At 73.7% G+C, this 26766-nt stretch carries 22 protein-coding genes; 6 read left to right on the top strand and 16 right to left on the bottom strand.

Features of this window, described 5'->3' with window-relative positions:
* Window positions 1-49: 49 nt before the first annotated feature.
* From ACGFS9_RS17165 to ACGFS9_RS17155, 3 genes are all read right to left on the bottom strand, one after another.
* The gene (locus ACGFS9_RS17165) at window positions 50-3091 is read right to left on the bottom strand and encodes a protein kinase (protein ID WP_393253981.1); all 3042 of its coding nucleotides are present in this window, start codon (window positions 3089-3091) and stop codon (window positions 50-52) included.
* 170 nt (window positions 3092-3261) lie between these two features.
* On the bottom strand, window positions 3262-5427 hold the full coding sequence (locus tag ACGFS9_RS17160; protein ID WP_393254053.1) for a protein kinase: 2166 nt from the start codon (window positions 5425-5427) through the stop codon (window positions 3262-3264).
* A gap of 523 nt (window positions 5428-5950) precedes the next feature.
* Window positions 5951-7657: a glycerol-3-phosphate dehydrogenase/oxidase gene (locus ACGFS9_RS17155; protein WP_393253980.1), complete on the bottom strand. Its 1707-nt coding sequence runs from the start codon at window positions 7655-7657 to the stop codon at window positions 5951-5953.
* A 273-nt stretch (window positions 7658-7930) separates the two neighbouring features.
* Between ACGFS9_RS17155 and ACGFS9_RS17150 the strand changes: the two genes are divergently transcribed.
* Both ACGFS9_RS17150 and ACGFS9_RS17145 read left to right on the top strand, forming a co-directional pair.
* Complete coding sequence (locus ACGFS9_RS17150) at window positions 7931-9139, top strand: nucleotide sugar dehydrogenase (RefSeq protein ID WP_393253979.1); 1209 nt, start codon at window positions 7931-7933, stop codon at window positions 9137-9139.
* A 155-nt stretch (window positions 9140-9294) separates the two neighbouring features.
* Entirely contained in the window at window positions 9295-9903 is a 609-nt protein-coding gene (locus ACGFS9_RS17145) for a hypothetical protein (protein WP_393253977.1), read from the top strand.
* A 111-nt stretch (window positions 9904-10014) separates the two neighbouring features.
* Here ACGFS9_RS17145 and ACGFS9_RS17140 read toward each other — a convergent pair whose 3' ends face one another.
* The 4 genes from ACGFS9_RS17140 to ACGFS9_RS17125 form a co-directional block, all read right to left on the bottom strand.
* On the bottom strand, window positions 10015-11139 hold the full coding sequence (locus ACGFS9_RS17140; RefSeq protein ID WP_393253975.1) for a GuaB3 family IMP dehydrogenase-related protein: 1125 nt from the start codon (window positions 11137-11139) through the stop codon (window positions 10015-10017).
* 138 nt (window positions 11140-11277) lie between these two features.
* Complete coding sequence (gene guaB / locus ACGFS9_RS17135; protein WP_393253973.1) at window positions 11278-12786, bottom strand: IMP dehydrogenase; 1509 nt, start codon at window positions 12784-12786, stop codon at window positions 11278-11280.
* Between the two features lie 312 nt (window positions 12787-13098).
* A complete protein-coding gene (locus ACGFS9_RS17130; RefSeq protein ID WP_121405541.1) occupies window positions 13099-13674 on the bottom strand; it encodes a sigma-70 family RNA polymerase sigma factor in 576 nt (191 codons plus the stop codon).
* Between the two features lie 279 nt (window positions 13675-13953).
* Window positions 13954-14565 carry a response regulator transcription factor gene (locus ACGFS9_RS17125; RefSeq protein WP_003948568.1) on the bottom strand — a complete coding sequence of 204 codons (612 nt, stop codon included), beginning with the start codon at window positions 14563-14565 and terminating at the stop codon, window positions 13954-13956.
* A 390-nt stretch (window positions 14566-14955) separates the two neighbouring features.
* Here ACGFS9_RS17125 and ACGFS9_RS17120 point away from each other — a divergent pair, with 390 nt between their 5' ends.
* On the top strand, window positions 14956-15291 hold the full coding sequence (locus ACGFS9_RS17120; protein WP_393253971.1) for a WhiB family transcriptional regulator: 336 nt from the start codon (window positions 14956-14958) through the stop codon (window positions 15289-15291).
* A gap of 47 nt (window positions 15292-15338) precedes the next feature.
* On the opposite strand, the gene ACGFS9_RS17115 is transcribed toward ACGFS9_RS17120, so the two are convergent.
* Window positions 15339-16235: a LysR family transcriptional regulator gene (locus tag ACGFS9_RS17115; protein WP_393253970.1), complete on the bottom strand. Its 897-nt coding sequence runs from the start codon at window positions 16233-16235 to the stop codon at window positions 15339-15341.
* 79 nt (window positions 16236-16314) lie between these two features.
* Here ACGFS9_RS17115 and ACGFS9_RS17110 point away from each other — a divergent pair, with 79 nt between their 5' ends.
* Complete coding sequence (locus ACGFS9_RS17110; protein WP_393253969.1) at window positions 16315-16983, top strand: MOSC domain-containing protein; 669 nt, start codon at window positions 16315-16317, stop codon at window positions 16981-16983.
* Between the two features lie 107 nt (window positions 16984-17090).
* Complete coding sequence (locus tag ACGFS9_RS17105; protein WP_393253968.1) at window positions 17091-17864, top strand: SDR family NAD(P)-dependent oxidoreductase; 774 nt, start codon at window positions 17091-17093, stop codon at window positions 17862-17864.
* A gap of 244 nt (window positions 17865-18108) precedes the next feature.
* On the opposite strand, the gene ACGFS9_RS17100 is transcribed toward ACGFS9_RS17105, so the two are convergent.
* From ACGFS9_RS17100 to ACGFS9_RS17070, 7 genes are all read right to left on the bottom strand, one after another.
* The gene (locus tag ACGFS9_RS17100; protein ID WP_393253967.1) at window positions 18109-18837 is read right to left on the bottom strand and encodes a hypothetical protein; all 729 of its coding nucleotides are present in this window, start codon (window positions 18835-18837) and stop codon (window positions 18109-18111) included.
* A gap of 14 nt (window positions 18838-18851) precedes the next feature.
* Complete coding sequence (locus ACGFS9_RS17095; protein WP_393253966.1) at window positions 18852-19649, bottom strand: hypothetical protein; 798 nt, start codon at window positions 19647-19649, stop codon at window positions 18852-18854.
* A gap of 33 nt (window positions 19650-19682) precedes the next feature.
* Window positions 19683-19850, bottom strand: a complete 168-nt coding sequence (locus tag ACGFS9_RS17090) for a hypothetical protein (protein ID WP_393253964.1) — start codon at window positions 19848-19850, stop codon at window positions 19683-19685.
* Between the two features lie 303 nt (window positions 19851-20153).
* Window positions 20154-21782, bottom strand: a complete 1629-nt coding sequence (gene groL / locus ACGFS9_RS17085) for a chaperonin GroEL (RefSeq protein WP_393253962.1) — start codon at window positions 21780-21782, stop codon at window positions 20154-20156.
* A gap of 156 nt (window positions 21783-21938) precedes the next feature.
* Window positions 21939-22247 carry a co-chaperone GroES gene (gene groES, locus ACGFS9_RS17080; RefSeq protein WP_369261375.1) on the bottom strand — a complete coding sequence of 103 codons (309 nt, stop codon included), beginning with the start codon at window positions 22245-22247 and terminating at the stop codon, window positions 21939-21941.
* Window positions 22248-22486: 239 nt separating this feature from the next.
* Complete coding sequence (locus ACGFS9_RS17075; protein WP_393253961.1) at window positions 22487-23239, bottom strand: polysaccharide deacetylase family protein; 753 nt, start codon at window positions 23237-23239, stop codon at window positions 22487-22489.
* Window positions 23236-24174 (bottom strand): polysaccharide deacetylase family protein, encoded by a 939-nt coding sequence (locus tag ACGFS9_RS17070; RefSeq protein WP_393253959.1) that lies wholly within the window; start codon window positions 24172-24174, stop codon window positions 23236-23238. Before ACGFS9_RS17070 ends, ACGFS9_RS17075 begins: the two co-directional genes overlap by 4 nt.
* A gap of 90 nt (window positions 24175-24264) precedes the next feature.
* On the opposite strand from ACGFS9_RS17070, the gene ACGFS9_RS17065 reads away from it, so the two are divergent.
* Window positions 24265-25446, top strand: coding sequence for a methyltransferase domain-containing protein (locus ACGFS9_RS17065; protein WP_393253957.1), 1182 nt, complete (start codon window positions 24265-24267; stop codon window positions 25444-25446).
* Between the two features lie 24 nt (window positions 25447-25470).
* On the opposite strand, the gene ACGFS9_RS17060 is transcribed toward ACGFS9_RS17065, so the two are convergent.
* Complete coding sequence (locus ACGFS9_RS17060; RefSeq protein ID WP_393253955.1) at window positions 25471-26757, bottom strand: RNA polymerase sigma factor; 1287 nt, start codon at window positions 26755-26757, stop codon at window positions 25471-25473.
* Window positions 26758-26766: the final 9 nt, after the last annotated feature.

Genomic DNA, 26766 nt, shown 5'->3' with positions numbered 1-26766 from the left:
GGCGTGCGCCCCTCTCGCGGCCCCGGTGGCGGAGGGTCAGCCGGCCTGTTCAGCCGGTGACTTGATAGCTCTCGGACGCCTGCTCGTACAGCCGGGTCACCTCGTCGCGCTCGGCCTCCGGGCCGCGCAGCTGCACCACGTGGTAGCGCCCGCCGACGACGATCGCGAGGTTGCGTACGTACAGCGAGCGGCCCGCCGCGTCCTGCCAGGTGAACTGGCCCTCCGCCATCACCCGGCCGCCCACGTCGATCCGCCGCATCCCGCTCGACGTGGCCCACGTCGAGTCGCGGAAGGGCTGCAACTCCTTCTCGCTCTCCCGCTGGTACGTCATCGGGTCGTCGCCGTAACGGCTCGTCGCGTCCCGTCCGGGAACGACGATCAGCTCGAAGTCCCCGTGGGAGTAGACGACCTGGCCGCGGCCGTTCTTCGGCGCGCGGTCCCAGCCGCTCGCCACCGCGATCCGGAACCCCGCGGGGTCCTTGCGGAGGGTGAAGCCCTGCGCCACGTCCGCGTCGCCGCCGGTGTCCGTGGACGTCGAACTCGCCTTCCCCGAAGGGCTTCTGTCACTCGACGGCGCCGTCCGGTCCGGGCGGGGCTCGCTGCTCGCGTCGGGATCGCCGCCGGATGCGGGTGCCGGGCTCACCTGTCCGGCGGCTCCGGTACGCCGGCCGTCCGCGCCCTCCTCACCGGCCTTGGGCAGGAACGCCATCGCGTACGCGATCGCCGCGACCAGCAGGAGCAGCACCAGCAGGACCAGGTTCCGGCCCAGGCGGCGCGGCGTGCCGGAGTTCTCGCGCTTGGCGCGTTTGTGGCGGGCGTGCGGGCCGGTCGCGGGCAGCCCCGCCCGACGGCGCCGGACCAGCTCGCCGCGCCGCCTGACGATCGGCAGCCGGCTCGGGTCGACGGGCGGCGCCGCCACCACGTGCGCCCCGGCCTCGGGCTCCGGCGCGGACCGCACCAGCGACCGCAGCCAGCCGCGCAGCTCCTCGAAGTCGAGCCGCTCGGTGGGGTCCTGACGCAGCAGCGACTCCACCACCGGGCGCAGCGGGCCGCACTCCTCGGCGAACGCGGGCGGCTCGGCGCACACGAGTTGGACCAGCTCGGCCGTGTTGTCCTCCGGGTAGGGGGCGTGGCCCTGGACGGCGCGGAAGAGCAGGGCGCCGAGCGCCCACAGGTCCGTGGCCGGTCCGATGGGCGCCGCGAGCTGCCAGTTCTCGTGCACCGGTCCGGCCTGCTCCGGCGCCCAGCGCTCGGTGACCGGCCCGACCACGGCCATCCGGGCCTGCCGCGCGCGCTCGGCGGCGAGCGCGGTGGCGGGCCCGCGCCGCGGCGGTCCGCCGGCGACCAGATCGCCCCAGCCGCCGCTCCCGCCGGGCGCGGCGGCCCGCGGGGCATCGGGGGCCGGGGAGTGGTCCGGCGGCGCCGGGGCGCCGGGCCCGCCGGCGTTCGCGTATCCGCCCTGCCGCGGCGGCACGGGGGCGGGTCCGAGTCCCCCGGGTCCGTGGCGGCCGTCCGGGAGGCGGCCCTCGGGCGCCGCGGCACGGGGGAAGGGGGAACGCTCCGGGCCGCCCTCGCCCGGGCCGCCGGGGCGCGCGGGTCGCGGTCGGGCACCGTGCGGGCCGGCGCCCGCGACGCCGTACGGATCGGCTATCTGCCCGGGCGGCGCGGCCGGGGGCCGCTGCCGGCCGCTCTGGAGCGGGAGTCGGGGGACGCCGTACCCCTGGTCCTGCCGCCCGTGCGCCGGGTCCTGCCCGGGCCCCGGCGCGTACGGGCCCGCGGCGCCCTGCCCGTCCTGCCCGTCCTGCCGGTCGTGCGGATGCCGGTGGCCGGTCCGGTCGTCCTCTCCCTGCCGGGGGGCGTACCGACCGTACGGGCCGCCCTGCGCGGGGAGTTGGGGACCCGTGGCGGGCGTCCCGCTCCGGCCGTCGCGCTCGGTGCCGGCCGCGGGGAGGGCGAGCGGGTCGGTCCGCTGCTCCTCCTGCACCCGGGCCGCGGCACGGGCGCCGGCGCGGTAGGCGGCGATGGCTCCGGCGCGCGCCGCGCGGGCGTCACCGCCCGGACCGCCCGGCCGGCCGGGCGCATCGGGTTCGGGGGCCGGTCCACCGGGCACCGGCGGCCGGGCGCCGGGCCGGGCGGGGCCGCCCGCTTCGAGCGCGCGCGGACCGGAGGCCGGGGCTCCCGGTGCGGGCCTGCCCGGTACGGGCGTGCCCTGTTCGGCCCGTGCCTCGATGGCGGCACGCCGGGCCGCCTCCGCGTCCGCTCCCGAACCGGCCCGCACGGCGACCCCGTGCCCGGCGCCGCCCGCGGCCCCGCCCGGGAGCGCCCGCCCGCCGGGACCGCCGCGGGAGCCGGCGCCCGGGGAGGACTCCGGGCCGCCGGGGCCGGCCGGTGCGGTGCCCGCGCCGAATCCGCGCCGGGCGACGCCTGCGGCGTCCGGCGCGGGCGCCGAGCCGGGCTCCCCGCCGGGACCCTCGTCGCGGACCGGCACCGGGTCGTACCCGCAGAGGGCCTCCTCGGCGGCTCCCGCCGCGAGGCCGGTCAGCAGCACCCGGCCGTCGTCGCAGACCAGGACGGTGCGGGCGGTGATGTTCCGGTGCACCCAGCCGTGCGCGTGCAGGACGCGCAGCGCGGTCAGCACGTCGGCGGCGACCTCGGCGGCCCGGTAGGGGCTGAGCGGCTTCTCGGCGAGGAGGGCGGCGAGCGGCCTCGCCGGAACGCGTTCGCTCACGATCCACAGCGACCCGCCCTCGGCGAACACGTCGAAGACCTGGTCGAGCCGCGGGTGGTCGGGGATCCGGGCGGCGGCCTGGGCGGCCTCGATGGCGCGCCGCACCGCCGGATCGGCGGGACGGCGGGTGGTGCGGGCGGACGCGCGCCGCACTCCCCCGTCCCGGGCGACGTAGCCCTCGGGCAGCCCGTCGGCGTCGAGCATCTCGGCCTCGACGATTTCCGGCAACGGCACCTGCCGGACCAGGACTTCCTGTCCGCTGTAGGTGTCGAAGGCCCGGCTCTCGGCGAGTTCGTACGCGTCGGACGGCGGCAGCGGCAGGCGGTAGCGGTCCGCGAGGACTCGTCCCGCGTAGTCGTCCACGATGCCTCCCCCAGCCGACCGGTCGGTCAATTCCGTTCGCCCTGCGTCCCGTTACGGCTTCGTACGGTCCGCAACCACTCACGATACGTGCCCGGGGCAATCCGCAGAGCGGTGATACGAGATCTCGGCCCGTCCTTCCGCGGCCGGGCGTCACCCCGGCGCGCGGTACGTCACGACTTCGGCTGGAACGTCTGGGTCAGCTGCTTCCAGGTGTCCTTGCGCACGTCGCCGTCCCAGGCGGACGCCTTCGCCGTGTACATCAACGCGTACCCCTGATGCGCGTTCACGACGAACCCCCGGTCGATCGACCGGTACCCGGTGCCGCCGTCCACGTAGGTGAACTCCCAGTCGGCCGTGTTCCAGCCGCGGTAGTCCACCTTCTCTATGCGCAGCCGCGTGTACTGGGAGCGCGTCATGTAGCGCTCCTGGTTCTTCCAGTCCGCGACCGGGTCGGACTTGGGGGTCGACGTCCAGCCGACGAGCAGCTTCTGTCCGTCGGGGCCGGTGAAGCGCGCCCCCGCGGCGTCCGCCGACCGGTACTTCCAGCCCTTCGGCAGCACGATCGAGAACCCCTGGGGGCTCTTGTACGTCGCACCGGAGGCGGAGCCCGATCCCTTGTCGTCGTCCCCCGCGCCCTGCGACGCGCTCGCGTCCGGCTCGGACGCGGCTCCCGGGGACTCCTTGGTGGTGGAGCCGGCACCGGAGCCGGCGGAGGCGTCGCTGTCGGTGTGCGCCGCGCCCCGGTCGTCCCCGGCGTCGTCCTCGGAGCCGCCGTCCTTGCCGCCGCCGGCGCTCGCCCCTGCGGACGGCACCGCCTTGGCCCCGCCCGTGTCGTCCTTCGCCGCGCCGTCCCCGCCGCCGAGGGTGAGGGCCAGCACGGTGCCGAGCACCGCCAGCGCCACGACCACGGCGAGGATCACCAGCGTGCGCCGCGGGACCACGTCGGTCAGCGACGCCTTCGGCGCCGGGCGCGGCGGGCGCTCCGGGGCGACCGGCCAACCGGACCCGGAGGTGCTCCGGGTGGCCGGGGTGCCCGTACCGCCCGAGGCCCCGGCGGAACCGGAGTTCACCGGCGCGTCTCCACGTTTGCCGTCCCCGGCCCGGGCCGGGCCGGACCGGTCCGAGGCGGTCAGCCCCGCGGACGGGGACGCCACGGCCGTGTCGGCGGCCGCGGCGCCCGCGGCCGGGTCCGCGTCCGGGGTGGCGGCCGTCCCGGCCGCACCCGGGGCGCCGGTGCCGGCGGACGGGCCGCCCGCGGTCTTCGCCCGGGCCGTCGCCGCCGCGGTGGCCGCACCGGCCGCCGACGCCGCCTTGCGCACCGAACGCAGCGCCCCGCGCAGGCGCTCGGACGCCTCCTCGCCCCTGCGGGCGCCGGAGCCCGTTCCGCCGCCGGCACCGCGCTGTGCGGGGACCTCCCCGGGAACCGGCGGAAGGGCCACGACCCTGGTCGCGTCCATCGGCTCCGGCTCGGCGGGCTTCGGCTCCGGCTCGCGCAGCACCTCGTTCAGCAGGGCGCGGGCGCCCGCGTCGTCGAGCCGCTGCTCGGGGTCCTTGGCGAGCAGACCGTGGATGACGCTCTCCAGCGGGCCCGCGTTCTTCGGCTGCTCCACCGGCTCGGTCATCACCGCGGTGAGCGTCGCGATCGCGGACCCCTTGTCGTACGGCGGGACGCCTTCCACCGCCGCGTAGAGCAGGCCGCCGAGGGACCACATGTCGGCGGCCGGACCGGGCTTGTGCCCGCGCGCCCGCTCGGGCGAGATGTACGAGGGCGCGCCGACGAGCATGCCGGTGGAGGTGATGGACGGGTCGCCCTCGACCTGCGCGATCCCGAAGTCGGTGAGCACCACCCGGCCGTCGTCCGACATCAGCACGTTCGACGGCTTCACGTCCCGGTGCAGGATGCCCTGGCGGTGCGCCGCGCGCAGCACGTCGAGGACGGCGAGGCCGACCTCGGCAGCGCGCTTCGGCGTGAGCAGGCCGTCCTCACGGATGGCCTCGGCGAGGGACTTGCCCTCGACCAGCTCCATCACGATCCACGGGCGGTCGTCCTCGTCGACCACGTCGAAGACGGTGACCGCCCCGGTGTTGCGGATGCGCGCGATCGCCTTGGCCTCGCGCAGGGTCCGCGTGATGAGCCGGCGCTTCTCCTCCTCGTCGATGCTCGACGGGAACCGCAGCTCCTTCACGGCGACCGTGCGGCCCAGGGTCTCGTCCTGCGCGCGCCACACCGTGCCCATGCCGCCGCGGCCGAGAACGTCCCCCAGCCGGTACCGCCCGGCGAGGAGACGTTCGCTCTTGTCCTGACGGGATGCCCCCGCCCGCTCCGCCTCCGACATGCGTCCCCTCATGCAACCCGCCCTGACAGAGCCTCCATTGTCCCCCACCCGACAAGTGCCCGACGCCCAGGGGGCCCCTGGGACCGCAACAGCTCAGCCAGTGAGACGCCGGGCCCCCGCGGACGCGTCCCGCGGCAGCCGCACCGCTCCCACCGCGGGCCCGTGGCCCCTCGCGCCCCGCCCGTCGGCCGTGCGCGGCCCGCCGGGCCGCATCCGCCTGCCGACAGGACGCGGTGCCGGCCGCCCCGCCGGCGGCGCGGCCCCGGACACCTCGGACCTTCCCGGCGATACCCACCCCGCCGGCCGCCCCCTCATGGCCCGAACCCGCCTGCCGGGCAGGGGATCTCACCGTCCCTCAGCACCGGCGCCCCGGCGCGCGGAGCGCGTCCCCCGCGGTGGCCGTGCGGGCTCCGGCGCCGCCCGCGTCGCGGACCGGCGCGCGAACCGGCCGCGCCCGGCGCCGAGTTCCGGTCCGCCGCGGCCCGGCGGCCGGCGGGACCACGGCCCGCGGGCCGGGCGGCGGTCAGGACGCCGCGATCTCCGGTGCCCCCAGCCGCGCCGCGTCCGCCGTGAGGTCGTCCGGCTGGCGCTGGGACTCCCGCTCGGCCTCCACCCGCTTCTCGTAGTGCTCCACCTCGCGCTCGATCTGGTCCTTGTCCCAGCCGAGGACCGGCGCCATCAGCTCGGCGGCCTCGCGGGCGCTGCGGGTGCCGCGGTCGAAGGTCTCGATGGAGATGCGGGTGCGCCGGGTCAGCACGTCGTCGAGGTGCCGGGCCCCCTCGTGGGAGGCGGCGTAGACGATCTCGGCCCGGAGGTAGTCCTCGGCGGCCGGCAGCGGTTCGCCGAGTGAGGCGTCCTCCGCGATGAGGTCGAGGAGTTCCTCGGCGAGCGATCCGTAGCGGTTCAGCAGGTGCTCCACCCGGACCACGTGGAGTCCGGTGCGGGCCGCGATGCGCGCCCGGGCGTTCCACAGCGCCTGGTACCCCTCCGCGCCCACCAGCGGGGTCTCCTCGGTGACGCACTCGGCGACGCGCTGGTCGAGGCCGTGCACCGCCTCGTCGACGGCGTCCTTGGCCATCACGCGGTACGTCGTGTACTTGCCGCCCGCGACGACGACGAGTCCGGGCACCGGGTGGGCCACGGTGTGCTCGCGCGACAGCTTGCTGGTCGCGTCGGACTCTCCGGCCAGCAGCGGGCGCAGGCCCGCGTAGACGCCCTCGACGTCGTCACGGGTGAGGGGGACGGAGAGCACCGAGTTCACGTGCTCCAGCAGGTAGTCGATGTCGGCGCTGGACGCGGCCGGGTGGGCCTTGTCGAGGTCCCAGTCGGTGTCGGTGGTGCCGATGATCCAGTGGCGGCCCCACGGGATCACGAAGAGCACGGACTTCTCGGTGCGCAGGATCAGGCCGGTGGACGAGTTGATCCGGTCCTTCGGCACGACCAGGTGGATGCCCTTCGACGCGCGGACGTGGAACTGGCCGCGCTCGCCGACCAGGCCCTGGGTGTCGTCGGTCCACACGCCGGTGGCGTTCACGACCTGCTTGGCGCGGACCTCGTACTCCCCGCCGCCCTCCAGGTCCCGCACCCGTGCGCCGACGACGCGCTCACCCTCGCGGATGAATCCGGTGACCCGGGCACGGTTGGCGACCTTCGCGCCGTACGCGGCGGCCGTGCGCACCAGGTTCGCCACGAAGCGGGCGTCGTCCATCTGGGCGTCGTAGTACTGGAGGGCGCCGACCAGGGCGTCCTTCTTCAGGGCGGGGGCGACCCGCAGGGCGCGGTTGCGGGTGAGGTGGCGGTGCAGGGGGAGCCCGCGCCCGTGGCCGCGGGCCATCGACATCGCGTCGTACAGCGCGACGCCCGAGCCGGCGTACCACCGCTCCCAGCCCTTGTGCTGCAACGGGTAGAGGAACGGCACGGGCTTCACCAGGTGCGGCGCCAGCCGTTCGAGCAGCAGGCCGCGCTCCTTGAGCGCCTCGCGCACCAGCGCGAAGTCGAGCATCTCCAGATAGCGCAGGCCGCCGTGGATGAGCTTGCTGGACCTGCTCGACGTCCCGGAGGCCCAGTCGCGCGCCTCGACCAGGCCGGTGGACAGACCGCGGGTCACGGCGTCGAGCGCGGTCCCCGCGCCGACCACACCCGCACCCACGACCAGGATGTCCAGCTCCCGCTCGGCCATTCCCGCCAGTGACTCGGCCCGCTCCGCCGGCCCCAGTGTCGCTGTCCTCACCGCTGCCTCCCGCTGTAGTCGCGCTGTGGCCGCACCTGTCGGGCGACGCCCGGCTCATCTACCCCCTTGCCCAAAGTCTGACCGTCTTGCCCCTCATCGGCCACCGACCGCCCTCGGCCTGTGGACAACACTCGGCGACGCGCAGGGAATCTCGGCCGGACAATCCCACATATCGGTCATATTTACTCCTAGTCTGACATTGCTCTCGCCCATCCTGTCCACAGGGCTTGCGCACCTGTCCCGCTTCGGTTACTGGGAAGGACGGCCCACTCCATGCCCGCAGACCTCGCCGTCATCGGACTCGGTCATCTCGGCCTGCCCCTGGCCCAGGCCGCCGTCACCGCCGGCATCTCCACGGTCGGCTACAAGACGGGTCCGGAAAGCGGCCCGCTCACCCCCGCCGAGCTGCGCAGAATGCTCTCGGCGGGCTTCCGGACGACCGCGAACCCGGCCGAGCTCGGCCGGGTCCGCACCGCCGTGATCTGCGCGCCGACCCCCCGCGGCGCGGACGGCGTCCTCGACCTCGCCCAGGTGGAGACGGCCGCCCGCACGCTCGCCGGGCGGCTCCGCCCGCACACCACCGTGATCATGGAGTCGGCCGTGCCCCCCGGCACCACCGAGACCTTCCTCCGCCCGTTGTTGGAGACGGGCTCCGGGCTGCGCGCGGGACGCGACTTCCACCTCGCCTACTCGCCCAGCCGGGTCGATCCCGGAAACCGCGACGTGACCCCGGCGGGCACGCCGAAGGTGATCGGCGGCCTCACCCCCGCGTGCACCGAGTCGGCCGCCGCCTTCTACGGGCGCCTCACCGACAAGGTCGTCCGTGCCCGCGGCCCCCGGGAGGCGGAGACCGTCCAGGTCCTGGAGACCAACTTCCGCCATGTGAACATCGCCCTCGTCAACGAGATGGCCGTGCTCTGCAACGACCTCGGCGTCGACCTCTGGGACGTCATCCGCTGCGCGGAGACCAAGCCGTTCGGCTTCCAGGCGTTCCGCCCCGGTCCCGGTGTCGGCGGGCACGGCACCCCGCAGGACCTCGCCGGGCACTCCGGCCGCCCGCTGCGCATGGTCGAGCTGGCCCAGCAGGTCAACAGCCACATGCCCCGGTACGTCATCCAGCGCGCCGCCACGCTGCTCAACGAACACGGCAAGTCCGCCCGCGCCGCGCGCGTCCTGCTCCTCGGCGTCACCTACAAGGCGGACGTGCCCGACCAGCAGGGCTCCCCCGCCCACGAGATCGCCGTACGCCTCATGGAACTCGGCGCGTCGGTGAGCTACCACGACCCGCACGTCCCCGCCTGGAGCGTGCTCGGCCGGCCCGTCCCGCGCGCCGACTCGCTCTACGAGGCGGCGGCCGACGCCGACCTGACGATCCTGCTCCAGCAGCACCGCACCTACGACCTGCAAGGACTGTCGGTGAAGGCCCAACTCCTGCTGGACACAAGGGGAGCGACCCCGACCGGCGCGGCACACCGGCTCTGACCCGGGGAATTCCCCTCACGGACGGTCCCTCGCGCCTGCTACTGTGCGGCAGCTCTCGCACACACGTGCGCCCGCATCCCGGGCGTCCCGTACGCGTGCGCGAACGCGTCCGGCGCGCCACTCCGGTGCGCCCGTATCCCTGGGGGGGATCCCACATGAGCCAGACCACGCCTCCGTCCGGTGCGCCGGTCGAGAACAACCCGTACGCGGGCGGGCCCGCCGCGCCGGTCGCCGACCACCCGTACGCGGCCGGGCCCGGCCCGCACGCCGCGCCCGCACAGGACGTACCGCAGCAGGCCGGCCCGCAGGGCGCGCCCCAGCCGGGCTTCCCGGCCTCGCCCGCCGCCCCGGCCGCACCGGCCCGCAACAACCTGGCGCTCGGCCTCGTCGCCGCCCTCGTCGCCGGAACGGTCTCCGCGATCCTGTACGGCGTCGTCATCGGCGCCACCGAGCACGAGATCGGCTACGCCGCCGTCGGCGTCGGCTTCCTGGTCGGCATCGCCGCGGGCCGCCTCGGCGGCCGCAACCAGACCCTGCCGGTCGTGAGCGTCGTCGTCTCGGTCGCCTCGATCTACCTGGGCCAGCTCATCGGCACGGCCATGATCGGCGCCAAGGACCTGGGCGTCGGCTTCAACGACGTCTTCTTCGACCACTTCGACGTGGTCCAGCAGGCATGGAAGGAAGGGGCCGACCCGCTGACCTTCGTCTTCTTCGCGATCGCGGCCTACGTGGCCTTCCAGAGCACCCGCAAGGCCGGGCTCTGAGGCGGTCCCCCGCTCCGACGGGACCGCGATACGGCCGGGGGGGGGGGCCCCCCGGCCGGGGGGGGCCCGCCCCCGGGGGGGGCCCCCCCCCCCGGCCGTATCGCGGGCGGACTACCGCTTGTGCTGCGCGTCCGCCACCGTCACCTCGACGCGCTGGAACTCCTTCAGCTCGCTGTAGCCGGTGGTGGCCATCGCGCGGCGCAGGGCGCCGAAGATGTTCATCGAGCCGTCCGGGATGTGCGAGGGGCCGGTGAGGATCTCCTCGATGGTGCCGACGGTGCCGAGGTCGACCTTCTTGCCGCGCGGCAGCTCGTCGTTCACCGCCTCCATGCCCCAGTGGTGGCCGCGGCCCGGCGCGTCCGTGGCGCGGGCCAGCGGGGAGCCCATCATCACCGAGTCGGCACCGCAGGCGATCGCCTTGGGCAGGTCGCCGGACCAGCCGACCCCGCCGTCGGCGATCACGTGCACGTACCGGCCGCCCGACTCGTCCATGTAGTCGCGGCGGGCCGCGGCGACGTCGGCGACGGCGGTGGCCATCGGGACCTGGATGCCCAGCACGTTGCGCGTGGTGTGCGCGGCGCCGCCGCCGAAACCGACGAGCACGCCGGCCGCGCCGGTGCGCATCAGGTGCAGGGCCGCGGTGTACGTGGCGCAGCCGCCGACGATCACGGGCACGTCCAGCTCGTAGATGAACTGCTTCAGGTTCAGCGGCTCGGCGGCGCCGGAGACGTGCTCGGCGGAGACCGTCGTACCGCGGATGACGAAGATGTCCACGCCCGCGTCGACGACGGCCTTGGAGAACTGCGCGGTGCGCTGCGGGGACAGCGCGGCGGCGGTGACGACCCCGGAGTCGCGCACCTCCTTGATGCGCTGGCCGATCAGCTCCTCCTTGATGGGAGCCGCGTAGATCTCCTGGAGACGGCGGGTCGCGGTGTCCGCGTCCAGCTCGGCGATCTCGTCCAGGAGCGGCTGCGGGTCGTCGTAGCGCGTCCAGAGACCTTCCAGGTTCAGGACGCCGAGGCCGCCCAGCTCCCCGATGCGGATCGCGGTGGCCGGCGAGACGACCGAGTCCATCGGGGCCGCCAGGAAGGGCAGGTCGAAACGGTAGGCGTCGATCTGCCAGGTGATCGAGACCTCCTTCGGGTCCCGCGTACGGCGGCTCGGGACGACGGCGATGTCGTCGAAGGCGTACGCCCGGCGGCCGCGCTTGCCGCGCCCGATCTCGATCTCAGTCACGTTGTGGCCTTTCCCTCTTCGCTTCTGCGCCTCCCAGTATCCCCGACGCCCACGACGAGGGCGGCCCCGGAACCTCCCGGAGCCGCCCTGTCGGGGTGCCGCGCACAGGCGTGGCGCCCGTCGATCGGTACCGCGCGCCTACTTGGCGCGGCTGTAGTTCGGCGCCTCGACCGTCATCTGGATGTCGTGCGGGTGGCTCTCCTTGAGGCCCGCGGAGGTGATCCGCACGAAGCGGCCCCGCTCCTGAAGCTCGGGCACGGTCCGTCCGCCGACGTAGAACATCGACTGGCGCAGCCCGCCGACCAGCTGGTGGACGACCGCCGAGAGCGGGCCGCGGTAGGGCACCTGGCCCTCGATGCCCTCGGGGACGAGCTTCTCGTCGGAGGCGACGCCCTCCTGGAAGTAGCGGTCCTTGGAGAAGGAGCGCTGCTCGCCCCGGGACTGCATGGCGCCCAGGGAGCCCATGCCGCGGTACGACTTGAACTGCTTGCCGTTGATGAAGAGCAGCTCGCCCGGCGACTCCTCGCAGCCCGCGAGCAGCGAGCCGAGCATCACCGTGTCGGCGCCCGCGACCAGGGCCTTGGCGATGTCACCGGAGTACTGCAGGCCACCGTCGCCGATGACCGGGACCCCGGCCTCCTTGGCGGCGAGGGACGCCTCGTAGATCGCCGTGACCTGCGGGACGCCGATGCCGGCGACGACGCGGGTCGTGCAGATGGAGCCCGGTCCGACGCCGACCTTGATGCCGTCGACACCGGCGTCGATGAGCGCCTGGGCGCCGTCGCGGGTGGCGATGTTGCCGCCGATGACGTCGACGCCGGACGCGTTCGACTTGATCTTGGCGACCATGTCGCCGACGAGCCGGGAGTGGCCGTGCGCGGTGTCGACGACGATGAAGTCGACGCCGGCCTCGATCAGTGCCTGGGCGCGCTCGAAGGCGTCGCCCGCCACACCGACGGCCGCGCCGACCAGCAGGCGGCCCTCGCCGTCCTTGGCCGCGTTCGGGTACTTCTCGGCCTTCACGAAGTCCTTGACGGTGATGAGGCCCTTGAGGACGCCCGCGTCGTCGACCAGCGGAAGCTTCTCGATCTTGTGGCGGCGCAGCAGCTGCATCGCGTCGTCGCCGGAGATGCCGACCTTGCCGGTGACGAGCGGCATCGGGGTCATGACCTCGCGCACCTGGCGCGAACGGTCGGTCTCGAAGGCCATGTCGCGGTTGGTGACGATGCCGAGCAGCTTGCCGCCGCCGTCGGTGACCGGGACACCGGAGATGCGGAACTTGGCGCAGATCGCGTCGGCCTCGGTGAGCGTGGCGTCCGGGTGCACGGTGATCGGGTCGGTGACCATGCCGGACTCGGAGCGCTTCACCAGGTCGACCTGGTTGGCCTGGTCCTCGATGGACAGGTTGCGGTGCAGGACGCCGACGCCGCCCTGGCGGGCCATCGCGATCGCCATGCGCGACTCGGTGACCTTGTCCATGGCGGCGGACAGCAGCGGGATGTTGACCCTGACGTTCTTCGAGATGTGCGAGGCGGTGTCGATCTGGTCGGGCGCCATGTCCGACGAGCCCGGCAGCAGCAGCACGTCGTCGTAGGTCAGCCCGAGCGTCGCGAACTTGGCGGGCACTCCGTCGACGTTGGCAGTCATGACACCTTCCCCAAATGGCCTTGATCGGTGCGGATGTCCATGCTAACGGGAAGGACGGCTCTCTCATTCCACGGTTCCGGCAAGGCGACGGCTTCGTATGTTCGTACGGTCATTCCGCCGCCCGTGTTCAGTCCGGCCCCCGGGCGCGGTCGCGGCGGGCTCGCGGGGCCGGATCGCGCGGCCCTGCCGGGCGGGCCGGCGCCACGGAACGTCGCCGCCCCCGCGGCCGTTGGGCCCGCGAGGCGGCGAGAGGACAGGAGAACGAAGACGGGAGAACCGGGTGCTGCCGGGAGGTGCCCGAGGCGGCGGAGCCTACTGTTCGGCCAGGGCGCGCAGCCGGCTGAGGGCGCGGTGCTGGGCGACCCGGACGGCGCCCGGTGACATTCCCAACATCTGGCCCGTCTCCTCCGCCGTGAGGCCTACCGCGATCCGCAGCAGCAGCAGCTCGCGCTGGTTCTCGGGAAGGTTGGCGAGGAGCTTCTTGGCCCACTCCGCGTCACTGCTGAGCAGGGCGCGCTCCTCCGGGCCGAGGGAGTCGTCGGGCCGTTCCGGCATCTCGTCGGAGGGAACGGCCGTGGACCCCGGGTGGCGCATCGCGGCGCGCTGGAGGTCGGCGACCTTGTGCGCGGCGATGGCGAAGACGAACGCCTCGAAGGGGCGGCCGGTGTCCTTGTAGCGCGGAAGGGCGAGGAGCACGGCGACGCAGACCTCCTGCGCCAGGTCCTCCACGAAGTGCCGCGCGTCGCCCGGGAGCCGGGACAGACGGGTGCGGCAGTAGCGCAGCGCGAGCGGGTGCACGTGGGCGAGCAGATCGTGGGTCGCCTGCTCGTCGCCGTCGACCGCGCGATGGACGAGCGCACCGATCCCCGTCGTCTCGTCGTCACGCATCGGTCCATGGTGCCTCGGCGCCGAAGCGTCCGCGGCACCGCGTCCGTAGTTGTGCACCGAAGCGTTATGAGCAGGTGCGCCGGAACTCATCTCCTGCGCCCTCCCCTTCCGCTCGTCCGACTTGTCCCCGAGGAACTCCACACCTCAAGGATGCGGCATCCGCCGGGAAACGGGGATCGGACACCGACGACACTCTCCTCCCAGGCCCGGCGGACGGTTTTGTCGCCGGCCCGGCCCCACCCGTCGTCCGACGGGCGGGGACTCCTGCGGTCGCGCCTCTCAGCGGACGAGGCCCCAGCGGAATCCGAGGGCGACCGCGTGCGCCCGGTCGGAGGCGCCGAGCTTCTTGAACAGGCGCCGGGCGTGCGTCTTGACCGTGTCCTCGGAGAGGAACAGCTCACGGCCGATCTCCGCGTTCGAGCGCCCGTGGCTCATCCCTTCGAGCACCTGGATCTCGCGCGCGGTGAGCGTGGGCGCGGCCCCCATCTCGGCCGACCGCAGCCGGCGCGGGGCGAGCCGCCACGTGGGGTCGGCGAGCGCCTGGGTCACCGTGGCGCGCAGCTCCGCCCGGGAGGCGTCCTTGTGCAGGTAGCCGCGGGCGCCGGCGGCGACGGCGAGCGCCACACCGTCCAGGTCCTCGGCGACGGTGAGCATGATGATGCGCGCACCGGGGTCGGCCGACAGCAGCCGCCGGACCGTCTCGACGCCGCCCAGTCCGGGCATGCGCACGTCCATCAGAATCAGGTCCGAGCGGTCGGCCCCCCAGCGGCGGAGGACTTCCTCGCCGTTGGCCGCCGTGGTCACGCGCTCGACACCGGGCACGGTCGCGACCGCGCGGCGGAGCGCCTCTCGGGCAAGCGGGGAGTCGTCGCAGACGAGGACGGATGTCATGGCCGCCCTCCGCAGCTGATGCGCGTCACGTTGAGCCTCCAGGCTGGGTACGAATCGTCACCTGTGCGGTCGACGCCCGCCGACGGATAGGACCGTCTGCCCGAGCGTTTGTTTGTTCAACCGCCTCCGCCCATCTCAACGACGGTCACCCGAAAGAGTTACGGGGCAGCCAGTCGTCATCGGCACTGTACGTGAGGGACCGGACACAGTGCAGACATGCGCGCCGACCCTCAACGTTTCACCACAACCTATGCCCCATTCAGCCTGTTTTCTTCCCCTTTGCTGGTGTCTGAGGCTAGATTCGCAATGAGTCATATTTTCATCTCCTTAGATCGTAGATGTACGGTCGGTGGTCACAGGGCAGCCCAGAACGGAACAAGGGGACAAGCAATGGCAGATTTCTCCCGCCTTCCCGGTCCGAACGCGGACCTCTGGGACTGGCAGCTCCTCGCGGCCTGCCGCGGGGTCGACAGCTCGCTCTTCTTCCACCCGGAGGGCGAGCGCGGTGCGGCACGGAGCGCACGCGAGAACTCGGCCAAAGAGGTCTGCATGAGATGCCCGGTGCGCGCGGAGTGCGCGGCACACGCGCTCGCGGTGCGCGAGCCGTACGGCGTATGGGGCGGACTGACCGAGGACGAGCGCGAAGAACTCATGGGCCGGGCCCGCAACCGGCTGGTCACGGCGTCGGCCGGCGGCAGCGGTGGCGGCTCCGCTTCGAACACGTGAAGGAACGTTTCTGCTAACGGGCGCCCACCGGCGCGCCCGCGGGGGTCTCAGCGGGCCGCCGCCCGTGCGAGCCGGTCCAGCGTCGCGGCCACCGCCGGCACCTCGGCCAGGTCGGGGAGGGTGAGGGCGACGATCTCGCGGCGCACCGCGGGCTCCACCGTGACCGTCCGCACACCCTTCGCGCGGACGGACTCGATCGCGAGTTCGGGAAGGACGGCGACGCCGAGTCCGGCACCCACCAGTCCGACCACGGCCGGGTAGTCGTCCGTGGCGAAGTCGATGCGGGGCTCGAACCCGGCGGCCCGGCACACCTCGACCAGCCGGCCCCGGCAGCGGGGGCAGCCGGCGATCCACGCCTCCGCGGCGAACTCCCCGATGGCCACCGACTCCGCGCGGGCGAGCCGGTGCCGTTCGGGGACGAGCCCGACCAGACGGTCCGTCAGCAGTGGGCGTACGACGAGGTCGTCCCACTCCTCGCCGCCCGGCGCGTCCTCGTACCGGAACGCGAGCGCGATGTCGCAGTCGCCCGCCCGGAGCTTCTCCACGGACGCGGGCGGTTCGGCCTCCTCCAGGGAGACCCGGGTGCCGGGGTGGGCGGCCCGCAGGGCGGCCAGGGCCGTGGGCACGAGCGTCGAGCTGCCGCTCGGGAAGGAGACGAGCCGGACCCGGCCCGCCCGCAGGCCGGCGATCGCGGCGACCTCCTCCTCGGCGGCGGTCAGACCCGCCAGGATGCTCGCCGCGTGCCGGACCAGCGCCTCACCGGCCTGGGTGAGGCGCATCTCGCGGCCGGTCCGCACGAGCAGCGGGGTCCCGACCGAGGACTCCAGCGCCTTCATCTGCTGGCTGACGGCGGGCTGGGTGCAGCCCAGTTCGCGGCCGGCCGCCGAGAAGGAACCGGTGCCGGCGACGGCACGCAGGACGCGGAGATGACGGGCCTCGATCACCCGTCGAGCATAAGCCAGGCTTGGACACGGCGCCGAATATGGTGTCGACGCTTTGGAATCGATCACTTAGCGTGGCCCTATGAAGCTTCTGTCGCTGAACGTGGGCCGGGCGCGGTCCGTCGACCACACCGACCAGCCCGACGGCGTGACCGGCATCGACAAGCGTCCGGTCGAGGGGCCCCTGCGGGTGGCGGCCCCCGGGCCGAAGGGGACCGCCGGGAGCGGGATCGCCGGGGACGCCGTGTGCGACCTGCGCCACCACGGCGGCGACGACCAGGCGGTGTACGCGGTCGCGCGCGAGGACCTCGACGTCTGGGAGAACGAACTGGGCCGCCCGCTGGCGAACGGCGCGTTCGGCGAGAACCTCACGACACAGGGACTCGACGTGTCCGGGGCGCGGATCGGCGAGCGCTGGCGGATCGGCCCCGAGGTGGTCCTGGAGGTCACGAGCGGGCGCATCCCGTGCCGCACCTTCCAGGAGCACCTGGGCGAGAAGGGCTGGGTCCGGCGGTTCACGCAGCGGGGCGCGCCCGGCGCGTACCTGCGGGTCGTCGTGCCCGGCGAGATCCGCGCGGGCGACCGGGTCGAGATCGTCCACCGGCCCGATCACGAGGTGACCGTCGCCCTGCAGTTCAGCGCGGTCACGACCCGGCGGGAGCTGCTGCCGCGGCTGCTGGCGGCCGGTGCGGCCCTGCATCCGGAGGCACGGGCGATCGCGGAGAAGTACGTGGCGCAGCAGGAGGCATGACGGGCTCTCCGGTCCGGCCCGCCCCGGCCGAGCGGCGGCGGACGGGCCGGACCGGGCCCGGGCGGCACCGGGCGCAGGGCCCGCGGGCGGGTCACTAACCTTGCGCCATGACAACGGCTCTGATTACGGGATCGACCGCGGGGATCGGCGCCGCCTTCGCGCGGCGGCTGGCGGCGGACGGACACAACCTCGTGCTGGTGGCGCGGGACACGAAGCGGCTGCACGAGCAGGCGACCGAACTGCACGACCGGCACGGCATCGAGGCGGAGGTGCTGACGGCCGACCTGGCCACCGACCAGGGCATCGAGGCGGTCGCCGCCCGCCTCTCGGACCGCAGGAGCCCGGTCGACCTGCTGGTCAACAACGCGGGCTTCGGCAACAAGGGCCAGTACCTCGACGTGGCCATGGCGGACGAGCTGACGATGCTCAAGGTGCACTGCGAGGCGGTGCTGCGGCTGACGTCGGCTGCGGCCGAGGGCATGCGGGAGCGCGGCCGGGGCGGGATCGTCAACGTCGCGTCGGTGGCCGCGTTCGTGCCGCGGGGCACCTACGGGGCGTCGAAGGCGTGGGTCGTGCAGTTCACGCAGGGCGCGGCCAGGGACCTGGCGGGCAGCGGGGTGCGGCTGATGGCGCTGGCTCCCGGTTTCGTGCGGACCGAGTTCCACGAGCGGGCCGGGATGGGCACGGACAACATCCCGAACTGGATGTGGCTCGACGCGGACAAGCTGGTCACGGCGGCGCTGGCGGATCTGGCCCGCGGCCGGACGCTGTCCGTCCCCGACGCCCGGTACAAGGTGCTGATGGGGGTGGTGAAGGTGACCCCGCGCGCGCTGCTGGGCGGGATCACGTCGAAGACGGGACGCAAGTACGGTCCCCGGTGAAGAGGTTGACGGCATGAGTCGGACGTCGTTCTTACCCGAGAAGGTCCCCGTTCCCTGCGGAACGGGGACCTTTCACGTTCGGGGGTGCCGCGGTGGTCGGCGGGCGGGCCGGGACCGGGCCGGCGGCGGGCGGGCCGGGCGCCGGGACCGTCTCGGTGGTGGTGGCCGGGGTGACCGGCTCGTCCCCGGCGGGCTCGTCCCCGGCGGCGGGCCGCGGAGCGGACGGGCGGCGCCGTCGGCACGACTACGTGACGAACCGGCCGTCGCCCACGACGACGTGCGGCCTGCTGTTGATGGCGTCGGACGCCCACGTCACGATCGAGACGTCGATCGTGATCAGGCCGGCATCGGACACGTCCTCGGTGACGTCGTGCACCTCGCCGCCGTGCAGCGTGAGGCTCGTGACCGTCGATCCGTCGCGTCGCGTGATCGCGACCAGCGCCACGTAGTCGGGCAGGGTGTCCTTGTCGAGCCCGACCTTCGCGCGGAAGCCGGTCAGGCCGGTGGGAACGGTGAAGGAGAGGGGCTTGACCTCCTTGCCGAAGACCCCGGGCGAGAAGACGACGCTCTTCGGGTGCGGGCCGTCACCGAGGACCGCGACGTCGCTCCGCTCGTTGTTGCCGTATCCGCCGATCGGCCCGTCGTCGGTCAGGTAGCGCACCCGCACGTCCGGGCGGGGTGCTGCCGTCGGCTCCTCCGCGTCGCCTCCCGGGTCGGGGCCGGCCGCGGTCTCCCGGTCGGTCGTGTGGTCGCCGGAGGACTCGCGCGGACTCTCCGGGGCGGAGGGCGACGCGGCGGAGGACGCGGACGGCCCGGGCTGCTCCGGTTCCTCGGGGCAGGCGGCGTTCACACAGACCTTGCCGTCCCGTCCGGCCTGCTGGTGGATGTTGTTGGTCTCCCCGCATCCGGCCACCGCGGACACCAGCACGCACAGCAGGACGGCGCCGCGGGCCGCTCTCCTCGGGCGTCGCACGTCCGGCACCCCCGTCACCTGCGGACCACCGGGGCGCCCACCGCTCCGTGAGCCCTGCCGAGCGCCCCCTCGAAGGAGATCCTGAGCAGCCCGACGTGCGAGACGTCGAAGCCTCTGAGCGCATGGCTCCTGCCGTACTCGAGCGTCTGCGCGTACAGGACCCTGCCCGTGCCCTGGTCGACCAGGTTCACCTTCAGCGTCTCCGTCGTATCGGACCCGGGGGAATCGGCGGCGATGCCGAAGGTCGCGTCGAGCGTCGCGTACCTGCCCGCCAGCTTCATCTGGAAGTACCCGTTCTCGCTCCCTCCGCAGGCGATCGTGCACGCGACCAGGAATCCGGTGTCGAACGTCTTCCCGCCGATGACCACGTCGCCGGTGTTCCAGGACGTGCAGGTTCCCATCACGCAGCCGTCCGCGGAGTCCTTCAGCCCCTCCGGCAGGTTCCCGCCGGACAACGCGACGCTGACCGGGACGGCTTCGCCCTGCACGGAGCCGGTGCCGGTGCCGTCCTGCCCGCGGTCGCCCCGCGCGCCGCCGGCACGCTCCCCGCCGGACGCCGCGCCCTCGCCTCCGCCGTCGCCTCCGCCGTCGCCCTGCACCGAGGGGCCGTCGGCAGACCCGTCCGCGTCCGGCGGAGCGGCGCTCTCCGCGGCGGCGGTGTCCTCCGGCGCGTCCGCGGAGCCCCGGTCCGGGGAGCACACGGCCCCCTGGACGCAGGCCTCGGCGTCACCGCCCGCCTTCTGGTTGATCGTGGTGTCCTTGCACGACGTGACCGCGAGCGCCGACAGCACCACGAACGCCGACGCACGCACCACTGTTCGCCACGCCCGCATGGTTTCCACTGCCTAGCACGTCGACTGGACGCAGACGGTGCCGTCCCTGCCCGTCTTCTGATCCACCTTCGTGCCGTCCGACTTCATGAGGCCGGTGACGACCGCGGCGACGATCACCGCCAGCGCACCGACAAAAGCGACAACGATCTTGACTTTGTGATCATTGGTCCAGCCCGCCATATGACCAACCTTCCCGTGACAAAGGAAGGTTGATGGTGGCACAGGAGCAGCGGCGTGCACTGCGGAATTCCGGACGCGCGCGGTCCTGTGGCCCGCTCGTTACAGGACCGCGCGGGGCGGGCGTTCCGCGTCGGCCGCTCGCAGGGCCCCCTGGCGGCGGCGCCGCCCGGTGCGGGCGGCCGGGGGCACGGCGGAGGAGCAAGGCTTCCGCGACGCGAGAAGGTCCCCGTTCCGCAGGGAACGGGGACCTTCTCTCACGGGGTCGTGCCGCGGCGGGCCGACCCGCACTCACGACGCGGAGCGTCAGTGGGCGTGGCCGTGACCGTGGCCGTGACCGGCCTCGGCCTCCTCCTCGGCCGGCTTCTCGACGACCAGGGTCTCGGTCGTGAGCAGCAGGGAGGCGATGGAGGCGGCGTTCTCCAGGGCGGAGCGGGTGACCTTCACCGGGTCGATGACGCCGGCCTTGACCAGGTCGCCGTACTCGCCGGTGGCGGCGTTGAAGCCCTGGCCCTTGTCGAGCTCGGCGACCTTGGAGGTGATGACGTAGCCCTCCAGGCCGGCGTTCTCGGCGATCCAGCGCAGCGGCTCGACGGCCGCGCGGCGGACCACGGCGACACCGGTGGCCTCGTCGCCGGACTTGTCGAGGTTGCCCTCCAGGACCTTCGCGGCGTGGACGAGCGCGGAGCCGCCACCGGAGACGATGCCCTCCTCGACCGCGGCGCGGGTCGCGGAGATGGCGTCCTCCAGACGGTGCTTCTTCTCCTTCAGCTCCACCTCGGTGGCGGCGCCGACCTTGATCACGCACACGCCGCCGGCCAGCTTCGCGAGGCGCTCCTGGAGCTTCTCGCGGTCCCAGTCGGAGTCGGTGTTCTCGATCTCGGCCTTGATCTGGTTGACGCGGCCGGCGACCTCGTCGGCGCTGCCGCCGCCGTCGACGATCGTGGTGTCGTCCTTGGTGACGGTCACGCGGCGGGCGGTGCCGAGCACGTCCAGGCCGACCTGGTCGAGCTTGAGGCCGACCTCCTCGGCGATGACCTGGCCGCCGGTGAGGGTGGCGATGTCGCCGAGCATGGCCTTGCGGCGGTCGCCGAAGCCGGGGGCCTTCACGGCGACGGCGTTGAACGTGCCGCGGATCTTGTTCACGACCAGGGTCGACAGGGCCTCGCCCTCGACGTCCTCGGCGATGATGAGGAGCGGCTTGGAGGCGTTCGCCTGGATGACCTTCTCCAGCAGCGGCAGCAGGTCCTGGATGGAGCTGATCTTGCCCTGGTGGATGAGGATGTACGGGTCGTCGAGGACGGCCTCCATACGCTCCTGGTCGGACACCATGTAGGGCGAGAGGTAGCCCTTGTCGAAGGCCATGCCCTCGGTGAAGTCGAGCTCCAGGCCGAAGGTGTTGGACTCCTCGACGGTGATGACACCGTCCTTGCCGACCTTGTCCATCGCCTCGGCGATGAGCTCGCCGACCTGCGGGTCCTGGGCCGACAGGCCGGCGACGGCGGCGATGTCGGACTTCTCGTCGATGGGGCGCGCCGTGGCGAGCAGCTCGTCGGAGACCGCCTTGACGGCCGCGTCGATGCCCTTCTTCAGCAGCGCGGGGGAGGCGCCGGCGGCGACGTTCTTCAGGCCCTCGCGCACGAGCGCCTGGGCGAGCACGGTGGCGGTGGTCGTACCGTCACCCGCGATGTCGTTGGTCTTGGTCGCCACCTCCTTCACCAGCTGGGCACCGAGGTTCTCGTACGGGTCGTCGACCTCGACCTCGCGGGCGATGGTCACGCCGTCGTTGGTGATGGTGGGGGCACCGAACTTCTTGTCGATGACGACGTTGCGGCCCTTGGGGCCGATCGTCACCTTCACCGTGTCGGCAAGCTTGTTGACGCCGCGCTCAAGGGCGCGACGGGCGTCCTCGTCGAACTTCAGGATCTTCGCCATGGGAGCGGTTCAGCCCTCTCGGAAAACTTGGGAGAAACGAACGGCGCCCCCAGCGCCCGGTTCATCGGAAGGAGCGGGGGGCCAGGGGCGCAGTTCACTGCAATGCTGGGCGCGAGGTGGTCCGGGGGAAGCCCCCGGACGCTCCTGCCCGGTGAATTACTTCTCGATGATCGCGAGCACGTCGCGAGCCGAGAGGACGAGGTACTCCTCGCCGTTGTACTTCACCTCGGTGCCGCCGTACTTGCTGTACAGCACGATGTCGCCGACGGTGACGTCGAGCGGAAGACGGTTACCGTCCTCGAAGCGGCCCGGGCCCACGGCAAGGACGACGCCCTCCTGGGGCTTCTCCTTCGCGGTGTCCGGGATGACCAGGCCAGAGGCCGTGGTCTGCTCGGCGTCGAGCGGCTGGACCACGATGCGGTCCTCGAGCGGCTTGATGGCAACCTTGGAGCTGGCGGTCGTCACGATCCGACCTCCCCCTTCGGAGATCTCACGGGGTTAACTGTCTGAGGTGGCGACCAGGTCGATCCGTCGTCGCGGGTGCCGGACCTGCCCGTCGCTGTTGGCACTCTCCAGTGGGGAGTGCCAGGCCTGAGACTATGACTGCGATTAGCACTCGGTCAAGCGGAGTGCCAAAGCCGGGCGCGTGGCGCGTCCCGGACCGCTCCCCCGGACCCCTCCCCCGGGCCGCCCGGGACCGCACCTCAGAGGTAGTTCTCCAGCCGGGCGGGCGTGAGGCCCTCGGCCTGGGCGCGGCGGAGCAGCCGGAGCGTCGCCTCCGTGAGGTCGGGCTCCTCGAAGCCGGCGAGGATGTCCCCCGGCCGCAGCCGGTGCGCGCCGGGGGCGCTGCCGAGGACGACCGCGCCGACCCCGCAGTCGGCCGCGGCCCGCAGCGTGGTCGCGTCGTACCGGCCGTAGGGGGGCCGCAGCAGCCGGGGCCGGATGCCGAAGCGCCGGTGGAGCTTGTCCTGCTGGCCGCAGATCTCGGCCCGCTGGCCCGCGTAGGGCAGGCCGCGCAGCGCGACGTGGTCGAGGGTGTGGTTCTGGACGGTGGCGCCGACCGCGCGCAGCCGCGCGACGTGCGCGTACCCCGGCCCGACGACACTGTCCGTGAGGAACATGCTGACCGGCAGCCGCAGTTCACGGACCATGTCGACGAACCGCGGATCGCGCTCGGCTCCGTCGCCGTACGTCAGGAAGACGACCTTGTCGCGGGTGCGGACGTGGTCCACCACGGGCGGCAGCCCGGGTCCGGCGGTGCGGGCGGCGGTGCGGGCGGGCGGGCGCGGCGCCGGGGCGATCGGGGCGGCCAGACCCCAGCGGCGGTACGCCGCCTCCGGCGGGTGCACCCGCTGCGCCGCCTTCCTGCCCAGCCGCTCGATCGGGTCGACGGACTGCGCGCAGCCGGTGAGCAGCAGCGCCGCGAGCAGTCCGGCGACCGGGAGCCGCAGCCTCACAGGTAGTCCTCCAGGCGCGCGACCGCGAAGCCCTCGGCCGTGACCCGCTGGAGGAAGCGGCGGACCAGGTCGGGCATGGTGCCCTTCCACTCCTTGGGGCCGCGGAAGTGGGTCAGGACGATGTCGCCGGGGTGCAGGTCCTGGTCCTCCTCGCGGTACTCCCAGTGGTCGACGAAGACCTCCTCGTCCCAGATGGGCGCGTACTTGACGCCGCAGGACTTGGCCGCGCGCAGGGTGTCCTGGTTGTAGTTGCCGTAGGGCGGGCGGAAGAGCGTCGGCCGCTTGCCGAACTGCTTCTTCATCACGTCCTGCATGCCGCAGATCTCCCGCTTCTGCCGCGCGTAGGAGAGCCCCGGCAGATAGGGGTGGTGCAGGGTGTGGTTGTTGAGGGTGACGCCGCTGTCCCGCATCTTCCGGAAGTACCCGTAGTCGTCCTTGACGAGGTAGTCGCTGAGGAAGACGGTGTAGGGGATCTTCAGCTCGCTCATCATGCGCAGGAACTCCGGGTCCTTCTCCTCACCGTCGTCGATGGTGAGGAAGACGACCCTGTCCTTGGTGGGGACGGTCGTGAAGACCGGCGGCAGTCCCAGTTTCCTCTGGTCGTCGACCTCGAATCCCTTGCGGGCCTCGATGACCGGCTTCCGTGCGGGCGGCGCCGGGGGCGTCAGGGGTGCGACGGCCAGCCCCCAGCGCTTGGCGACGGCCGTGCGGGCGGCCTGGGCCTTGCGCAGCCGCAGGGCGTACGCGTCGAGGGCGCGGGCGGGCGGCGCCTGGAGCCGCCCGGCCTGCTGGCCGGCGGCCGGCCGCGCGGCGCGGGAGCCGGAGCCGTCGGAAGCGCAGCCGGAGACGAGGGCGGCGAGGGCGAGCACGCCGACCCCGCAGCGCACAACAGACCGCTTCGCGCGGTTCTTATCGTTTTGTCGTACGGGTCGCATGGGGCCGCATCCTGGCAGGTCAGCGGCCCGGCACCGCCCCGACACCGCGGCCGGCGGCGCACCGTCCACCGACTGGCCCACAATGGCCGGGTGAACGACGTCTCCTTCGCCTCCCTGCTCACCGCCGAGGGCCGCGCCCTGCTCGACGAGGTCCACGGCACCGAACCGGCGCGGGAACTGGCCGTCGCCACCCGGCTGCGCCGCGACCACCCCGCCGACCTGGTCTCGGCGGCCCTCGGACAGGCCCGGCTGCGGCAGCGGGCGGCGGCGAAGTTCGGCGCCGAGGACGCGCGGCGGATGTTCTTCACACCCAACGGCGTGGAGCAGTCCACCCGCACGAGCGTGGCGGCGCACCGCGCCGCACGGCTGCGCGCGCTGGGCGTCCGCAGCGTCGCCGACCTGTGCTGCGGGATCGGCGGCGACGCCATCGCGCTGGCCCGCGCGGGCATCCGGGTGCTCGCCGTGGACCACGACCCGCAGACGGCCGCCGCCGCCCGGGCCAACGCCGACGCGCTCGGGCTCGCCGACCTGATCGAGGTGCGCGAGAGCGACGTCACCGCGGTGGACACCGCCGGGTACGACGCGGTCTTCGTGGACCCAGGGCGCCGGGGCGGCCGGGGCCGGATCTTCGACCCGGAGTCCTACACGCCCCCGCTGTCCTGGGCGCTCGGCGCGGCGGCCAAGGCCCCGGTCGCCGCGCTGAAGATCGCCCCCGGCATCCCGCACGAGGCGGTCCCCGCCGCGGCGGAGGCCGAGTGGATCTCCGACGGCGGCGACGTGAAGGAGGCGGTGCTGTGGTTCGGCACCGAGCCCGGACTGGTGCGCGCCACCCTGCTGCCGGGCCCGCGCGAACTGCGCGGGCGCGGTCTGCCCGACCCGGCGGTCCGGCCGGTCGGACGCTATCTGTACGAACCGGACGGCGCCGTGATCCGGGCCCACCTGGTCGCCGAGGTGGCGGCCGACCTCGACGGCGGCCTGCTGGACGAGACGATCGCGTACGTCACCGCCGACGACCTGCGCCCCACCCCGTTCGCCTCCGCCTACGAGATCACCGACCGGCTGGCCTTCAGCGTGAAGCGGCTCAAGGCGCTGCTGCGGGAGCGGGAGGTCGGTGTCCTGACCGTGAAGAAGCGCGGCTCGGCCGTCGAACCGGAGGAGCTGCGGCGCCTGGTCAAACCGCGCGGCCCGCGGTCCGCGACGGTGTTCCTGACCCGGGTCGCGGGCGCACCGACCATGCTCGTCGGGGCGCCCGCGCGGCCGGCCGCGGCCTGACCGCCGGGCCGGCCCGGGCGCCTCTCACCCGGCGTCCGGCACCTGCCGGGCCCGCGCCGTGAGCAGAGCGCGCTCCCGGTCGTTGCGGGCCAGCGCGGCGGCCCGCTCGAACTCCGCCCGCGCCTCCTGCGTCCGCCCGAGCCGGGCCAGCAGATCGCCGCGCACGCTGGGCAGCAGGTGGTAGCCGCGCAGCGCGGGTTCACCGGCGACGGCGTCGACGATCTCCAGCGCCGGGCCGGGCCCGTCGGCCATCGAGACGGCGACGGCGCGGTTCAGCTCGACGACCGGCGAGGGGACGCGGGCGGCCAGCAGCCGGTACAGGACGGCGATCCGCTGCCAGTCGGTGTCCTCGTAGTCGGGGGCCTGCGCGTGGCAGGCGGCGATGGCGGCCTGAAGGGCGTACGGCCCCGGGCTCCCGGTGGCGACGGCGCCCGCGCGGTCGAGCGCGGTGAAGCCTCGGCGGATCAGCCTGCGGTTCCAGCGGCGGCGGTCCTGGTCCTTGAGCAGGACCGGTGCGCCGCCGGGCCCGGTGCGGGCGGCGGCGCGGGACGCCTGGAGTTCCAGCAGGGCCGCGAGGGCGTGCACCTCGGGCTCCTTCGGCATCAGTTCGGCGAGGACCCGGGCGAGCCGCAGGGCGTCCTCGCACAGCGCCGGGCGCAGCAGGTCGTCGCCCGCCGTGGCCGCGTACCCCTCGTTGAACACCAGGTAGACGACCTCCAGCACGGACCCGAGGCGGGCCTCGCGGTCCGGGCCGTAGGGCACCTCGAAGGCGACCGCCCGCGCCGCGAGCGTCCGTTTGGCCCGGACGACGCGCTGGGCGACCGTCGCCTCGGGGACGAGGCAGGCGCGGGCGATCTCGGCGGTGGTCAGGCCGCCGACGAGCCGCAGGGTGAGCGCGATCCGGGCCTCGGCGGACAGGACGGGATGGCACGCGGTGAAGACCAGCCGGAGCAGGTCGTCGTCGATGTCGTCCGGATCGGACGGCTCGTCGAGGTGGTGCGGCGCCGACCTGGAGAGGTCCCGGCCGACCTCCTCCAGCTTGCGGGCGTAGCGCTCCCGGCGGCGCACCAGGTCGATCGCGCGGTGCTTGGCCGTCGCCGTGAGCCAGGCGCCGGGGTTGTCGGGCACCCCGTCGCGGGGCCACTGCTCCAGGGCCGCGACGAGGGCGTCCTGCGCGAGTTCCTCCGCGATGCCGACGTCGCGGACGATGCGCGCGGCGGCCGCGATGATGCGGGGCGACTCGATGCGGAAGATGGTCTCGACGGCCCGGTCGACGCCGCCGCCGGGGGCCTGGGCGGGCTGCTGTTCCACAGCCCACCA

This window comes from Streptomyces sp. NPDC048566 (assembly GCF_043199735.1).
Taxonomy (GTDB): domain Bacteria; phylum Actinomycetota; class Actinomycetes; order Streptomycetales; family Streptomycetaceae; genus Streptomyces.
Note: the sequence above shows the minus strand (reverse complement) of the source record. Positions and strands in the feature narration are given on the sequence as shown.